Here is a 13,653-nt window from a genome sequence, read left to right as displayed (position 1 = left end):
TCAGAACAGCTTGGTGAACAGCCAGTACAGGCTGCCCGACAGCAAAATCGCCGCCGGCAACGTCAGCCCCCAGGCCATCAGCAGATTGCGGATGGTCTTCATCTGCAAGCCACCGCCATTGGCCACCATGGTGCCTGCCACACCCGACGACAACACATGGGTCGTCGACACCGGTAGCCCGAACATATCCGCCGCACCGATGGTCAGCATGGCCACCGTCTCGGCCGAGGCGCCTTGGGCGTAAGTCAGGTGCGTCTTGCCGATTTTTTCGCCCACCGTGACCACGATGCGTTTCCAGCCGACCATGGTGCCCAGCCCGAGCGCGATGGCCACGGCGATCTTCACCCACAGCGGGATAAAGCGTGTGGACGCGTCGATCTGGTCTTTGAACAGTTTCAGCTTGCCTTGGGTGTCGGCGTCGAAGTTGCCGACCTTGCCCTTGTCCATCAAGCGAATGGTTTCACTGGTCAGGTACATGTCGTTGCGCACGTTGCCGACGGCTTCAGCGGGGACTTTGGCCAGGGAGCCGTAGCCTTTTACTTCGTCACCAATCTGGCCGGCGAGGGCGGCGAGGGCCGGCACCAGTTCCGGGGTGGCTTCCTTGGTGCGTACATAGGTCGAGAGAATCGGCCGTGGGTCGCCTGGCAATACTTGCGGTGCGCTTTTCACCAGTGCCACTTGGGTCACTTCAGCCACCGCAGCAAACTGCAAGGACTGCTCGGCCGGCATGGTGCGGTTCAGCGCGTACGCCATCGGCAGCGTCCCCACCAGGATCAGCATGATCAGGCCCATGCCTTTTTGCCCGTCGTTGGAGCCGTGGGCGAACGACACACCAGTGCAGGTGGCGATCAACGCACCGCGAATCCACCATGGCGGCGGGGTGTCGCCCTTGGGGGCCTTGTACAGCGAGCGGTTTTTGACAAAGGCGCGCAGCGCCAGCAACAGCAGGGCGGCAAACGCAAAACCGATCAGCGGCGACAGCAGCAGGGCATAACCGATCTTGGTGGCTTGGCTCCAATCCACACCGCTGGTGCCATCACGCCCGTGCATCAGGGCGTTGGCGACGCCGACGCCGATGATCGAGCCGATCAGGGTGTGCGATGACGAGGCTGGCAAGCCCAGCCACCAAGTGCCGAGGTTCCACAGGATCGCCGCGATCAGCAGCGCAAAAATCATGGCGAAGCCAGCCGAGGAACCGACCTGCAAAATCAGCTCGACCGGCAGCAAGGCGATGATGCCGAACGCCACCGCACCGCTGGACAGCAGCACGCCGAGGAAGTTGAAAAAGCCCGACCATACCACCGCAAAGTGCGGCGGCAGCGAGTTGGTGTAGATCACCGTCGCCACGGCGTTGGCGGTGTCGTGGAAACCATTGACGAACTCAAAGCCCAGGGCAATCAACAGCGCCACGCCCAGCAGCAGGAACGGCGTCCAGGTGGTGACCACGGTGCCCAGTTCGGTCATGTCGTGCATCAGGCTGTAGGCGGTAAACAACAAGCCCATGGCGAGCACGGCGAAGAAAATGATCACGGTGAGCAGGCCGGGTTTTGTATCCAGCCGGGGTTTGGGGTCTGCGTGTGTGGCGGTGTTGGAAGCGGTCAGGGAAGGGGTGGCCATGCCGGAGCATCCAGTGTGGGGAGGATGGTCTTGATGATCATTGCAGAATGTTACAGAGATGCTGCGGTAGGTCAGTGTTTAAGGAATTGAGCCTACCGTTGATCTATAAACCCCCGCAAAGCTAATGTCAGAGTGCAATCAATGTGGGAGCTGGCTTGCCTGCGATAGCGGTGCATCAGGCAATGAACAGTTGGCTGATAGATAGCCATCGCAGGCAAGCCAGCTCCCACAATTTGACTGTATTGCAATTCAATAGTCTTTGCGTTTACGGAACGCCCAGCGCCCGGCAATCAAGGTAAACGTTGCCACCAGCGCCACCAGGATCCAGAACCCTTCCGGGTCGGTGGAAAGCGGCACGCCGCCCACGTTCATGCCAAAAAAACCGGCGATGATATTGATCGGCAGCGCCAGCACCGTCACCACGGTGAGGGTAAACAGCGTGCGGTTGCTTTGTTCGTTGAGGTTGGCGGCGATTTCTTCCTGCAACAGCTTGATGCGTTCGCCCAGGGCCGTGAGGTCGTTGATGATCAGCGCAAACTCCTCGGTGGATTTGCGCAACTCCTTCACGTCTTCCTTTTGCAGCCACTGCGGCGGGCGGTTGAGCAGGCGCAGGAGCGAGCCCGGCTCCAGTGCCAGCAGACGTTGCAGGCGCACCAGCACCCGGCGTGCGGCACCCAGTTCGGCGCGGTTGGTGGACAGGCGCGAGGACAGTAACTGGTCTTCGATATGGTCGACGCTGATACTGGTTTTACGCACGATCTGCGTGAGCACCTCACCCTGGTCGCGCAACAGATGCACCAGCAGTTCCAGGGGCGAACGAAAGCGTTCACCGGCCTTCACCGACGAGCGCAATTTATCCACCGAGTGCAGCGGTTGCAGGCGTGCACTCACCAGCAAACGGCTGCGGGCGCAGACCCACAGCGTGGAGATATCCGACGAAACCATGCTGCTGAAGTTGAACACCACGTCGTTGACCACTGCGAGCAAGGCCGAGTCGACGTGTTCGATACGCGTGGAGCGCGAGCCTTCGTGCAGGGCTTCGAAAAACTCGTCGGGCAATGACAGGTTGGCCTGCATCCAGCGCTCGCAGGCGGCGTGGGCCAGGTTCAGGTGCAGCCACAGGAATTCTTCCGGGTCTTGCGGCGCTTTTAGCGCGGCCAGCGCGGTCGCTGAATCAATTTGCTCGCCCTTTTCACCGGGCCGAAAACGAAAACCGTAAAGCAAGCCAAACAGATCGGGATCCTGGTGGCTGTGGTCGATGCTGTGGTTCATGGAGGCTCGCAGAGAAAGCGCCTGTAGGACGTTTCACAGGTTCGCGTGGGCGAATCATTGCAAGGCGGGATGACGATTTTGTGACAGTTTGAAAACTCGCTCAGCGGGTTTCCAGGCGCAGGCCTGCGCTTTGTCGGTGTAATTTGATCAACCCTCCGTGATGGCTGGCGAGCAGGCATAAAAAAACCGCGCCACTTTAAACGTGGCGCGGTTTTTTTAAACGATGACTCAGGTGTCCAGTTTGTCTTCCAGCACGGCGCCGGTCTTGGCGTCGAGCTTCACTTCAAACCGTTTGCCGGCGGTGTCGGTCAGGTCAACTTCGTAGACCAGTACACCATTTTTGTGGTCCAGCTCGGTGTCAGTGATGCTGGCACCGGCGTGTTTGGCCACGGCGGCGGCGTTGAGTTTTTCGAACGGCATCACGGCGCCGGACTTGAGCAAACCTTCAATGTGGTCCGGGCGAACATCCGCCTGGGCCAACCCGGCAGTCAGGGTCAAGGCGGTAGCGGCGAACAGGGCGGTCAGGGTTTTCATGGTGTGTGTCCTTCTTCGGTGAGCTGTTTAAGTGGCGCCAGATTAACCAGCGCAACTTAATTCATCCTTAATGGCGCAATGACACCCACCAATTACTCAGTAGCCGTTGTCCTTGAGCAGGTCCTGCACGCTCGACGAAGGCCAGCGCTTGTAGAACTTCAGCAGTTCGGCGGCGCGGTTGGTGAAGATGCCGTCAACGCCGGCTTTCATGACTTTTTCGAAGTCCACGGGCTCATCGACGGTGTAGACGTGCACCAGCAGGCCTTTGTCGTGGGTCAGCTTGTTCATCTCAGGCTTCACCAGGTCGGTGTAGCTCTGGTCGCCGTGGTTGGTCAGCTCGGCCGAAGGGCCGGTGCCGATGGCGCCGAGGCTCTTGGCTTCGTCCACCCACTTTTCGAACTCGGCGGCGTCTTTTGGCTCTTGCTTGGCGTAGTAGGCGGCCTTGGTGGTTTCGCCGGACTCAGCGAAGGTTTGTGCCGATTTAGGCTCGATGCTGCCTGGGCCAACCCACAACAGCAGGATTTTCGGGGTGTTGGGCATTTCTTTCTGCAGCTCTTTCAAGCTGTCTTTTTCAAACGTCTGCAGCACCACGCGGCCTTTGCCCTGGCCCACGCCGGTGTTGCTCTTGCCCAGCTTGGAACCGGCGGAGCTCAACCAGCCTTTATCCAGCAGCTTGTTTTTCAGGTCGGCTTCGATGCCCGGGAACTGCTTGGGCTCCTTGGTCTCGATGTACAGGCCTGGTTTGTGCTGCGGGTTGCCTTCGGCGATCTTGATGATCTCGTCCAGGCTCTGGATTTTCAGGCCAACAAACGCCGGGCGGGCACGGTCCGGGTAAGCGGCGTTGAACCAGCTGCCGGCGTCCAGGGTGCGCAGTTCGGCCCAGGTGAACTCGTTGGCCGGAGCGTCTTTGCGCTCGGGGAACTTGGTGGCCACGTCGGTGGTGCGTTGCAGGTTGTTGTCGTGCAGGGCGAACAGTACGCCGTCTTTACTGCGCTGCAGGTCCATTTCCAGGTAGTCGGCACCCAGGTCGCGGGCGAGCTTGTAGGACGCCGCGGTGGATTCGGGGGCGTCGTAGGATGCGCCACGGTGAGCAATGACAGCCGGGTACGGAATGCCTTCGTTTGTCGCCAATTCAGCCGGGCTGATCGGGTCGGCAGCCTGTGCCTGACCAAGGCCGAGCATCAGAGCGAGCAGCAGGGCGCTCTTGGTAAACGTGACAGGCATATGCGAAGTCCTTTCGTGGAGGTAACTTTGAGAAGGCGTCCTTTTTAACAATTGATTGCGAAAGGCGCTATCACCAAACCGACATTAAGGTACTCACGAGGCATTTTTGTGGGTTTTTTTGTGCTGCGTTGCAGTATTCTTGGCCAAAGCTGCCCCGTTAGAGGGCAGTAATTTCTGCCACGCGTGTAAACCATCTTTCCAGTCCCTGTGGGACTTTTCAGTGAGGTTTACCATGCGCATCACTTCCGAGCTTATCTGCCAGGCCGCCGACCAACTCCAGGGTTTTGTCGGCCTTAACCGCAAAACCGGCTACTACATCGTGCGTTTCAGCGAAGACGCCTTCGGCATGGACGTGGCCGATGACGGCATCATCCCCACTGCCGAATTTGTCTGGCTGCCGGCCGCCGACCACACTATGACCCTGTCGCGCGAACGCCTGCAGTTGCTGCTGGACCAGAATATCGATGACCGTATCAACATCACCGAGCCGTTGCGCGTGTATATGCGCCGGGTGGAGATCCCGCAGATCAGTGCGTTGCGCAGTTTGGTGAGCTAGGTCCAGGCAAGTGGAGAGCAACCTGTGGGGCTTGCTCGCTAAGGCGGCCACCTGCTCGATCACCATTGTCCTGAGACACTTCGGTCTAATTGTGGGAGCTGGCTTGCCTGCGATGCAGACACCTTGGTGTATCAGGCACACAGAGTTGATGCTATCGCAGGCAAGCCAGCTCCCACAGGTTTTTGCAGGGGGCTTGAGGCTGTGTTTCAACGCTCGAAGCTGTAAGCCCGCTCGACCTTGCACACGCGGGTGTGAAACGCCGAATACCAACTGGCGCGGCCTTGCTCGCGCACTTGGCTGTGTTCGGTTTGTTGCTTCCAGGCCAAAATCGCTGCTTCGCTTTCCCAGTAGGAAACGGTGATGCCCAAGCCGTCTTCCCGCGCCGACTCAACACCCAGAAACCCCGGTTGTCCGCGCGCCAGTTCCAACATACGGTTGGCGGCCTGGCTATAACCTTGATCGCCTTCGGTACGCAACGAGCTGAAAATCACGGCGTAATAGGGCGGGGCGGGTGTGGTGGCGATCATACCGATTGCGCCTGGCAGGCTTTGAGCAGGGCAACCGCCAGTGGCGGCGTAATTCCTTTAAGTGCCGCGCGTTCGGGCTGAAACAGGGTGGCGACGAAAAACGGATGGCCCAGCAGTTCGACGGCACGCAGATCGCCCGCCGAATCGTGGCCGCTGGGGATCAGGTCGCCCTCGAGTAATGCCTGGGCGAACTCGGGGTTGATGCCGTAGCTGCAACGGTAGCCTTCCTCCGTTTCCAGGCTGGGGTAAGCCTCGGCGATACGTGTGTAGGGCGCCAGGCGGATGCTGCCGGTGGCTTCGACCAGGGAACACGCAAGCGGCGTGATAACCGCGCGCCTGGCCTCGGGCGCCAGTTCGCCATGCTCCGCATCCGCCCAGCCCAGCACGTTGCGGGCATATTCGATGACCGCGTGTTGAAAACCACCGCAGGTGCCCAGGAATGGGCGTTTTTGCTCGCGGGCAAAACGAATCGCCCGCAGTGCGCCGTCGGCATCACGGTAGGGGCTGGCGGGCACGCACCAGAAGCCGTCGAAGGCATGCAGTTCGGTGGCCGGGGTGATCGAGTCGGTCTCCAGCCAGTGCAACTGCACGTTCAGGCCCAAGGCGTCGGCAGCCTGTTGCAGCGCCACGGGGATGGCCTGGTGGGCCGTTACGTCGGGGTTGTAATCACCGATCAGGGCGAGGTGCAGAGGGGTGGTTTTCATTGTGTACTTCCCATGGCTTGTGGTGTCCTGAGGCGCACTATAGATTGGCGCTCACGCAATCAAAATTGGCGTTTGCCCACATGCTCCATGCAGCCACGCACTATCAGCTCGATTACCCGGACCTGTCGCTGATTCTCGCGCTGGTGCGTGGCGGCACCTTGGCGCGGGCGGCGACGCTGCTGCGGGTGGATGTGTCCACGGTGTTCCGTGCCGTGCGACGACTGGAGACGGCCCTGGGCCAGACCCTGTTCGAAAAAAGCCGTGCCGGCTACCTGCCCACCAGTTTGGCCAGCCACCTGGCGCAGCAGGCCGAACAGGCCGAGCAAGCGCTGGAAGCGGCGCGCATCGGGGTGGAGCAGGGTGGTGAAGTAATCAGCGGCACCGTGCGCCTGACCTGCACCGACTCGGTGCTACAGGGGTTGCTGCTACCGGCGCTGGCGCAGTTCATGCCGGCCTACCCGGCGTTGATCCTGGAGTTGAGCACGTCCAATGATTTTGCCAACCTCAGCCGCCGCGACGCGGACATTGCGCTGCGCCTGACCAAGACGCCGCCGGAGCATCTGGTTGGCCGTCGACTGGGCACCGTGGCCTATCAGGTGTGCGCGAGCGCGGGTTATGCCCGCCAAAACCAGGGGCGTGAGTTGGCCGAGCTGGCGTGGATCGCGCCGGATGACTTCTTGCCCGATCACTCCACCGTAGCCTGGCGGCGTGAACACCTGCCGGGTGTGCGTCCCAGTTATCGCTGTAACAGCATGTTGTCGGTCGCCGAACTGGTGCGGGCAGGGTTGGGCGTGGCGGCGCTGCCGGACTTTCTGTTGGAGGACGGTTTGCAACCACTCGGCCCCGCGCTGGCGGGGCGTGATACGGCGCTATGGCTGCTGACACGCCCGGACTGCCGGGCACTGCGCTCGGTGGTGACCTTGTTTGATGAGTTGGGGCGGCATATTCGGCTGCCTTGAGCTGGGCTATCAACCAAGGGCGAGACGGTAACTGTGGCGAGGGAGCTTGCTCCCGCTGGGGCGCGCAGCGGCCCTGCTTTTGGTTTTAAAGAGCGGGCCTGCTACGCAGTCCAGCGGGAGCAAGCTCCCTCGCCACAAGGGTTCTTTGGTCTGCCTTTAGGGTTTTCGCACAAACTGCTCATGCATTTCGCACGTCAACGTCTCGATACGCTCGGTCAGTTGCTTGGTCATTTCCGTCAGCCGGGTATTCTGCTCCAGCAACTCCAGTAACTGTTTGGTGGTTTGCGCGGCCTGGGCCTGGCGTTCGGTATTGGCAATGGCCAGGGCTTCGCGGTGTTGCGCATCGGCGTCGGACTGGGCTTTGTCGCGGGCGGCCTGGCGTGTCTGGGCCAGCAGGATCAGCGGCGCGGCGTAAGCCGACTGCAGGCTGAACGCCAGGTTGAGCAGGATGAACGGGTACACGTCAAAATGCGTGACGCCGGTGATGTTCAGCACCACCCACACCACCACGATCGCGGTTTGCGCGCCGAGAAAGGTCGGCGTGCCAAAGAAGCGTGCGAAGGCTTCGGCCTTGAGGGCAAAGGTGTCGTTGCCAAAGGTCGGCGCCAGATGGGCGTGGCCGCGGTGGAAGCGCAGGTGATCGACAGGTACGGCGTCTGGCTTGTCGGGGGTCATGGCGGGCTCGAATCCTAAGCGTTAAGACAAGCTAGCACTATAGACCGCGCCCCCCGACACACACACATGAAGAACCGGTCAGGTGTTGCCGCGCTCGTTGGCGAACGCGCTCACCGCTTGCACCGCCTCGGTGGTGCCTTCGCGAATCTGCAGGATCACCGTGCCTGCGCGGTTGGCCAGGTCGACCCCCAGCGCCGCGCGGTCGCGGGTGCTGTCCATGCTCTCGATGGCTTGGCGGGTCTCGTCCTGGATCATCGCGATCATGCTGGAGATTTCCGCCGTCGAGCCGCTGGTGCGGGCTGCCAGTTGCCGCACTTCGTCAGCCACCACGGCAAAACCACGGCCTTGCTCACCCGCGCGTGCCGCCTCGATGGCGGCGTTGAGGGCCAGCAGGTTGGTCTGGTCGGCGATCCCGCGAATGGTGTTGACGATGGCGGTGATCTGCTGCGAACGCTCACCCAGCTTGGCGATCAGTTGCGAGGAGGTGTCGATGTCGGCGGCAATTTCGCGCATGCCGCTGGCGGTTTGCTGAATCACGTCGGCGCCTTTTTCCGCCACATCCCGGGTGTTCAGGGAAATATGATAAGCCTGGGCCGCGCTGGCGGCGTCGGCAGCGTGCTGTTGCACCCTGGCGGTGACGTCAGAGGCGAACTTGACCACTTTGCACAGGCGCCCGCTGGCGTCGTACACCGGGTTGTAGTTGGCTTCGAGCCACAGGGTCTGGCCGTGTTTATCAACGCGCTCGAACTGGCCGTTGAACAGCTCGCCCTGGTTCAAGCGTTTCCAGAACTCGGTATACGCCGCGCTGTTGGCCAGCTCCGGTGTGCAGAACATGCGGTGATGTTTGCCCTGGATCTGCGCCAGGCTGTAGCCCATGCGCTGCAGAAAATTGTCATTGGCGGTGATGATGGTGCCGTCGAGGTTGAATTCGATCACTGCCATGGCACGGTCGATGGCGCCCAGCTTGGCGTTGGCTTCGCTTTCGGCCTGCAGGCGCGGGGTGACATCCATGGCGTACTTCACCACTTTGATCACTTGGCCCGTGTCATCGCGCACCGGGTTATAGCTCGCTTCCAACCATACTGACTGGCCATTGCCGGCCAGCCGCTCAAAGGTGCCGGACTGGAATTGGCCATTGCGCAAGTGCGTCCACAACTGGTTGTACTCGGCGCTGCGGGCGAACGCGGGTGTGCAGAACATCCGGTGTGACTGGCCCAGGATCTGCTCGGCGCGGTAGCCCATGGTCTTGAGGAAGTTGTCATTGGCACGCAGCACGCTGCCTTGCAGGTCAAACTCGATAACGGCCATGGAGCGCTCAATCGCGTCGAGAAGGCTGGCCTGCTGGGCATTGGTGTATTGCAGGGTACTGATGGTTTTTTTATGGGCGTTAAATAGCATGTTCGAGAGCTCGGGGAAGCACGCGTCAGAGGTATCCATGAATAGGCGCCTGACCCCGTATGGCCCTGGGCCTTACGGTTGACTTGCTCATTGTCAGCTTCCTGGTGCTGACAGAGGGGGCGGAACAAGGGGTTCAGAGTGATCAGCCTGCCAAGAAGTTCGCCGTTAGGGCAGGACCATTTTTGGGCAGGCGACCAGTGGCGGCATTATGCTATCGCTGCGAGGCGCGGGTGGAAGATTCAGACGAGGTGTTATCGGACAACTCAAGCGGAATGGGCGACCACGTAATCGCTGACATTAACCCGGTTACGCCCGGTTTCCTTGGCTGTGTACAGTGCACGGTCCGCCGCGTTGAGCCACATCGCGGCATCGCTGAACAGTGGCTGGAAGTCGGCCAGGCCAATGCTCAGGCTCACGCGCAGCTCCGGGATCTGGGCATTACGATAGTTGCCGAATGTTTCGCGCATGCGTTCCATGACTTTTGCGGCTTCTTCCAGCGGCATTTGCGGCAAAATCACACAGAACTCATCGCCGCCATAGCGGCCGGCCAAGTCGTTTTCCCGCAGGTGCAGGCGCAACTCTTGGCTGAGTTGGCGCAACACCGCATCACCGACGATATGGCCGTAGGTGTCATTGATCTGCTTGAAGTGGTCGATGTCGATCAGCGCGATAGTGGCGTGGCTGCTTTGCTGCTGGCACTTATGGAACTTGAGGTTCAACAGGTCTTTCCACGAGCCATGGTTGAGCAGGCCGGTGAGGCTGTCGATACGGCTCAGGGCGCTGAGGGCGCGTTTGTGTTCCGAGAGCTTGATCGCCAGTTGGTAGCAGACCATACCGATGGCCATCGGGTAGAGCGTCAGCATCGGCAGGCAGGTGTAGACCTGGCTTAGGCTGACATTGGGGTTGAACTTGACCCCGAACAAACCCCACGCCACCGCGGTACCTGCCGCTTGCGCCAGCAGCCCGCGCAGAAACAGGCGTTTGCCGCCGGCCGCGACATTGTTCATGGTCATCATCGACAGCACGGTCACGGCCGTCAGGGGCGTGAACTGGGTGGCGGCGGCCCAGAAACCACCGAACAACGAGTCATAGAGCAGGTTGCGCTGTTCAGCCTGATAGGGAAACTGCGAACGGGTCGAGAGCTGATACGCCACATGCGCCCAGGCATAGCCATTGAACAGCAGGAACGCCCACACCCAGCCCGGCATCGCCAGGGGATAAAGGGCGCCGGCCACACTGATACAACCGATACCCAGGCCGATGATCCTTGGCTTGTAGATACGTCTGGCAAATGAAAGCCCTTTGCCTCGTCTGTTTTCCATAGTGTTCCGGGTCAGCTCTGTTTTGCGGGTACGACAACGTGCGTCAGCGGGTAGAACCGTTGATCGGATATTAACGGTGAATATTGTCAGTTATTCGCGTGGGAATAATCAGTGTCCTTCCAGGCCATTTGCGCAGCACAGCGTGGGAATACGCCAAAAGCGACCTGGAATGTCGCGTCTGTAACAGGGTTTACTGCGGCCTTGGTGTGCGCACTTCGTAACCGGCCAGGAACAGGTCGATGGCTGACTCGATCACGCTGGCCTGGCAGGCGGCGTCGAGCACAGGTTGGCCCAGGGTGATCTGCGGCCAGAACGCGAATGCCTTGAGCAGGCTTTGTATCTGGTGGGCGGCGAAGGCGGGGTCGGTGCAGGACAGCCGGCCGTCTTCCTGCGCGGCGCGCACCCACTGGGTGAAGCCTTCTTCGCGCTTGCTCAGGCGGTTGACCATGTCTTGTGCGCGTTCCGGCGAATGGATGGTGGCGGCAATCGCGACACGGGCCAGGTCGAGGAAGTTGGCGTCCGACATCATCAGCATCTTGGCCTCCAGTAGCCCGCGCAATTGCTCGCGCAGCGGGCGGTCGCTGGCGTAGCTCACGTCCAGTTGGGCAACGCTGCTGGCCCACAACTGGTGGAGGATTTCGGCAAACAACTCTTCCTTGCTGGGGAAGTGGTTGTACACCGTGCGCTTGGAAACGCTGGCGGTGGCGGCGATTTTGTCCATGCTGGTGACCTCGAATCCATTCGCGCGAAACTCGGTAATAGCGGCAGCCACAATGGCTTCGCGTTTACGATCGGTGAGGCGCAGAGGTGCAGTCATGGTCGGCTCTAAGGCTCTAAAAGGAAATTACACTCGGTAGTTTACTTGCTCAGGGTTTTGTTGCAATCTAGAAACTACACTGTGCAGTGTAGTTAGTCTTCGCAGTGTCTTTTATGAGCCGACCCCGGAGTCACTCTGCAATGGCCACGATTTCAACCCGTCTCGACCCCGCGCCGGCTGCGCCAAAGGCTGCCGAGCATACGCCAGGGCAATTCAGCAACGATGCTCCAGTGCAGCACGGTGGTTTTGGCAAAACCTTGCGCATTTTCTGGAACATGCTGTTCAACAAACCACGCAGCACACGCCCGGTAGGCAAGATCCCGGTGCAACCGCTGACGCGTGAGCAGTTGTTGGCAGCACCCGATCACAGTGTGTTTCGCCTGGGGCATTCCACTGTGCTGCTGAAAATGCGCGGCAAGTTCTGGGTCACCGACCCGGTATTTGCCGAACGTGCCTCGCCTTTCAGTTGGGCTGGGCCAAAGCGCTTTCATCAGCCGCCGATCAGCCTTGAAGAGTTACCGCCTCTGGAAGCGGTGATTCTTTCCCACAATCACTACGACCATCTTGACCGCAACGCGGTGATCCAACTGGCCGACAAGACCCGCTATTTTCTTGCGCCGCTGGGCGTGGGCGACACGCTGGTCAAGTGGGGTGTGGATGCCAGCAAAGTCCGGCAACTGGATTGGTGGGCAGGCACCGAAGTCGAGGGCATCCGGTTTATCGCCACACCGGCCCAGCATTTTTCCGGGCGTGGCCTGTTTGATGGCAACCAGACCTTGTGGTGTTCCTGGGTGATGATCGACGGCGCGCGGCGGATCTTTTTCAGCGGCGACACCGGTTATTTCGACGGCTTCACACGCATCGGCGAACAATACGGCCCGTTTGATCTGACGCTGATGGAAACAGGTGCTTACAACGTCGACTGGCCCCATGTGCATATGCAGCCTGAGCAAACCCTGCAGGCACACATCGACCTCAAAGGCCGTTGGCTGCTACCGATTCACAACGGCACTTTCGACCTGGCCTTCCACGCCTGGCACGAACCGTTCGATCGCATCATGGCCCTGGCCTGGGAGCGCAACGTGGCGATTACCACGCCGGCGATGGGGCAGGCGTTCAGCCTGAACCAGCCGGAGCGCGGGCATGCGTGGTGGCTGGAGGTGGAAACTCAAGGTGTAAAAGAACACGCAGCGGGTTGAAACGTTGCCACCTGGAAAAAGGATTTTCAGGGTGTTTCAGGACTGCGACAAACGCCAGATGAGAGTGCGATGATCCCGCGCAATCAATTGTCGGAGGTCGGGTTTTGATGGAAAAAAACTGTAGGGCGCATTGGCGATCAGGGATGCCGTGTCGCCCAGGGCTTTCCTTGCCTGTGACGGAGGAGGCGGGCAGCGTAGAGCCCGCGGCCGAGTCCGTTTATGCTAAACCCGAGAATCTGAGCCGCGCAGGTATCGTCTTCGGCGCGGCGCAAGTGGTTGGCGCGGCGCCCATTCCTGGCTACAACGCGCCGGCCCTACCGGCAAGACCTGCGCGGGATCCCGCGTTATCACTCGCAGCTTTAAGCGGTATCGACCCTACTGGGCCGGTCATGGTGGAAGTCCCCCTGGTACTGAACAACACCAGCTTCACCGCTTCACAGATGCTATCGGGTTGGCGTATCGGGTTCGCTGACCGCTATGTGCAAGGCGGTCATCGCGAGGCCGTCGAACACAGCGAAGCCTTGTGTGCAGCCTTCGACCTTCTGCGCCAGGCCGGTGCGCACTTGGTGCCAGTGGACGCGCGTCGTGAAGACAGCAGCCTGCAATTTTCCCTGCAAAGCAATGAAATCGACGACCTCATGACCGCGCATCGCCTGGATGCGCTGGTTTCTGGCAGCGAGAGCGTCGCGTTTCATCGTGCCTGCATCAGCGGCTATCCGTCGCTTTGCGAACCGTTGGGAGATGGGGCGAAACTGTGGTTTTACGGCGCACAATGGTCGCGTGATGCATTGCCGCTGTTGTTGCATGCCTATCGCCAGGTCAGCGCCTGCGCGTCAAAGAACTCGTAAC

General features: G+C 60.4%; 13 protein-coding genes and 2 pseudogenes. 4 read left to right on the top strand and 11 right to left on the bottom strand.

Annotation, left to right across the window (positions count from 1 at the left end; all coding sequences use genetic code 11):
• From HBO41_RS03020 to HBO41_RS03005, 4 genes are all read right to left on the bottom strand, one after another.
• Nucleotides 1-1,617 carry an inorganic phosphate transporter gene (locus HBO41_RS03020; RefSeq protein WP_169985076.1) on the bottom strand — a complete coding sequence of 539 codons (1,617 nt, stop codon included), beginning with the start codon at nt 1,615-1,617 and terminating at the stop codon, nt 1-3.
• A gap of 249 nt (nt 1,618-1,866) precedes the next feature.
• The gene (locus HBO41_RS03015) at nt 1,867-2,889 is read right to left on the bottom strand and encodes a transporter (RefSeq protein ID WP_017137881.1); all 1,023 of its coding nucleotides are present in this window, start codon (nt 2,887-2,889) and stop codon (nt 1,867-1,869) included.
• Nucleotides 2,890-3,117: 228 nt separating this feature from the next.
• Nucleotides 3,118-3,423, bottom strand: coding sequence for a PepSY domain-containing protein (locus HBO41_RS03010; protein ID WP_017137880.1), 306 nt, complete (start codon nt 3,421-3,423; stop codon nt 3,118-3,120).
• 96 nt (nt 3,424-3,519) lie between these two features.
• On the bottom strand, nt 3,520-4,647 hold the full coding sequence (locus HBO41_RS03005) for a glycerophosphodiester phosphodiesterase (RefSeq protein WP_017137879.1): 1,128 nt from the start codon (nt 4,645-4,647) through the stop codon (nt 3,520-3,522).
• 232 nt (nt 4,648-4,879) lie between these two features.
• On the opposite strand from HBO41_RS03005, the gene HBO41_RS03000 reads away from it, so the two are divergent.
• Entirely contained in the window at nt 4,880-5,203 is a 324-nt protein-coding gene (locus HBO41_RS03000; RefSeq protein WP_017137878.1) for a DUF2025 family protein, read from the top strand.
• Nucleotides 5,204-5,409: 206 nt separating this feature from the next.
• Here the strand turns inward: HBO41_RS03000 and HBO41_RS02995 are convergent, their stop codons facing one another.
• Together HBO41_RS02995 and HBO41_RS02990 are read right to left on the bottom strand one after the other, a co-directional pair.
• Nucleotides 5,410-5,730 carry an antibiotic biosynthesis monooxygenase gene (locus tag HBO41_RS02995; RefSeq protein ID WP_169985075.1) on the bottom strand — a complete coding sequence of 107 codons (321 nt, stop codon included), beginning with the start codon at nt 5,728-5,730 and terminating at the stop codon, nt 5,410-5,412.
• On the bottom strand, nt 5,727-6,434 hold the full coding sequence (locus tag HBO41_RS02990; RefSeq protein WP_169985073.1) for a CTP synthase: 708 nt from the start codon (nt 6,432-6,434) through the stop codon (nt 5,727-5,729). Before HBO41_RS02990 ends, HBO41_RS02995 begins: the two co-directional genes overlap by 4 nt.
• 80 nt (nt 6,435-6,514) lie before the next feature.
• On the opposite strand from HBO41_RS02990, the gene HBO41_RS02985 reads away from it, so the two are divergent.
• Nucleotides 6,515-7,393 carry a LysR family transcriptional regulator gene (locus tag HBO41_RS02985; protein ID WP_169985071.1) on the top strand — a complete coding sequence of 293 codons (879 nt, stop codon included), beginning with the start codon at nt 6,515-6,517 and terminating at the stop codon, nt 7,391-7,393.
• 156 nt (nt 7,394-7,549) lie between these two features.
• On the opposite strand, the gene HBO41_RS02980 is transcribed toward HBO41_RS02985, so the two are convergent.
• The 5 genes and pseudogenes from HBO41_RS02980 to HBO41_RS02965 all read right to left on the bottom strand — a co-directional run bounded on the left by HBO41_RS02980 (nt 7,550) and on the right by HBO41_RS02965 (nt 11,605).
• A complete protein-coding gene (locus tag HBO41_RS02980; RefSeq protein WP_099550475.1) occupies nt 7,550-8,068 on the bottom strand; it encodes a DUF1003 domain-containing protein in 519 nt (172 codons plus the stop codon).
• Nucleotides 8,069-8,146: 78 nt separating this feature from the next.
• Nucleotides 8,147-8,581, bottom strand: a pseudogene (locus HBO41_RS29750) (methyl-accepting chemotaxis protein); the annotation flags it as partial.
• A 114-nt stretch (nt 8,582-8,695) separates the two neighbouring features.
• Nucleotides 8,696-9,466, bottom strand: a pseudogene (locus HBO41_RS29745) (PAS domain-containing protein); the annotation flags it as partial.
• A 263-nt stretch (nt 9,467-9,729) separates the two neighbouring features.
• Nucleotides 9,730-10,788 carry a diguanylate cyclase gene (locus tag HBO41_RS02970; RefSeq protein ID WP_017137872.1) on the bottom strand — a complete coding sequence of 353 codons (1,059 nt, stop codon included), beginning with the start codon at nt 10,786-10,788 and terminating at the stop codon, nt 9,730-9,732.
• Nucleotides 10,789-10,978: 190 nt separating this feature from the next.
• A complete protein-coding gene (locus HBO41_RS02965) occupies nt 10,979-11,605 on the bottom strand; it encodes a TetR/AcrR family transcriptional regulator (protein ID WP_099550477.1) in 627 nt (208 codons plus the stop codon).
• A 140-nt stretch (nt 11,606-11,745) separates the two neighbouring features.
• Between HBO41_RS02965 and HBO41_RS02960 the strand changes: the two genes are divergently transcribed.
• Together HBO41_RS02960 and HBO41_RS29440 are read left to right on the top strand one after the other, a co-directional pair.
• Nucleotides 11,746-12,804: an MBL fold metallo-hydrolase gene (locus HBO41_RS02960; RefSeq protein WP_099550478.1), complete on the top strand. Its 1,059-nt coding sequence runs from the start codon at nt 11,746-11,748 to the stop codon at nt 12,802-12,804.
• Nucleotides 12,805-13,193: 389 nt separating this feature from the next.
• A complete protein-coding gene (locus tag HBO41_RS29440) occupies nt 13,194-13,652 on the top strand; it encodes a hypothetical protein (protein ID WP_017137869.1) in 459 nt (152 codons plus the stop codon).
• Nucleotide 13,653: the final 1 nt, after the last annotated feature.

It is taken from the genome of Pseudomonas sp. WS 5146 (assembly GCF_012985495.1).
Taxonomy (GTDB): domain Bacteria; phylum Pseudomonadota; class Gammaproteobacteria; order Pseudomonadales; family Pseudomonadaceae; genus Aquipseudomonas; species Aquipseudomonas edaphica.
The sequence above is the reverse complement of the archived record's forward strand: the minus strand, read 5'-3'. Positions and strand labels throughout refer to the sequence as shown.

Coding starts and splice junctions, on each gene's coding strand:
- HBO41_RS03020 (WP_169985076.1), bottom strand. CDS start 1,617: ATGGCCACCCCTTCCCTGACCGCTTCCAACACCGCCACACACGCAGAC.
- HBO41_RS03015 (WP_017137881.1), bottom strand. CDS start 2,889: ATGAACCACAGCATCGACCACAGCCACCAGGATCCCGATCTGTTTGGC.
- HBO41_RS03010 (WP_017137880.1), bottom strand. CDS start 3,423: ATGAAAACCCTGACCGCCCTGTTCGCCGCTACCGCCTTGACCCTGACT.
- HBO41_RS03005 (WP_017137879.1), bottom strand. CDS start 4,647: ATGCCTGTCACGTTTACCAAGAGCGCCCTGCTGCTCGCTCTGATGCTC.
- HBO41_RS03000 (WP_017137878.1), top strand. CDS start 4,880: ATGCGCATCACTTCCGAGCTTATCTGCCAGGCCGCCGACCAACTCCAG.
- HBO41_RS02995 (WP_169985075.1), bottom strand. CDS start 5,730: ATGATCGCCACCACACCCGCCCCGCCCTATTACGCCGTGATTTTCAGC.
- HBO41_RS02990 (WP_169985073.1), bottom strand. CDS start 6,434: ATGAAAACCACCCCTCTGCACCTCGCCCTGATCGGTGATTACAACCCC.
- HBO41_RS02985 (WP_169985071.1), top strand. CDS start 6,515: ATGCTCCATGCAGCCACGCACTATCAGCTCGATTACCCGGACCTGTCG.
- HBO41_RS02980 (WP_099550475.1), bottom strand. CDS start 8,068: ATGACCCCCGACAAGCCAGACGCCGTACCTGTCGATCACCTGCGCTTC.
- HBO41_RS02970 (WP_017137872.1), bottom strand. CDS start 10,788: ATGGAAAACAGACGAGGCAAAGGGCTTTCATTTGCCAGACGTATCTAC.
- HBO41_RS02965 (WP_099550477.1), bottom strand. CDS start 11,605: ATGACTGCACCTCTGCGCCTCACCGATCGTAAACGCGAAGCCATTGTG.
- HBO41_RS02960 (WP_099550478.1), top strand. CDS start 11,746: ATGGCCACGATTTCAACCCGTCTCGACCCCGCGCCGGCTGCGCCAAAG.
- HBO41_RS29440 (WP_017137869.1), top strand. CDS start 13,194: ATGGTGGAAGTCCCCCTGGTACTGAACAACACCAGCTTCACCGCTTCA.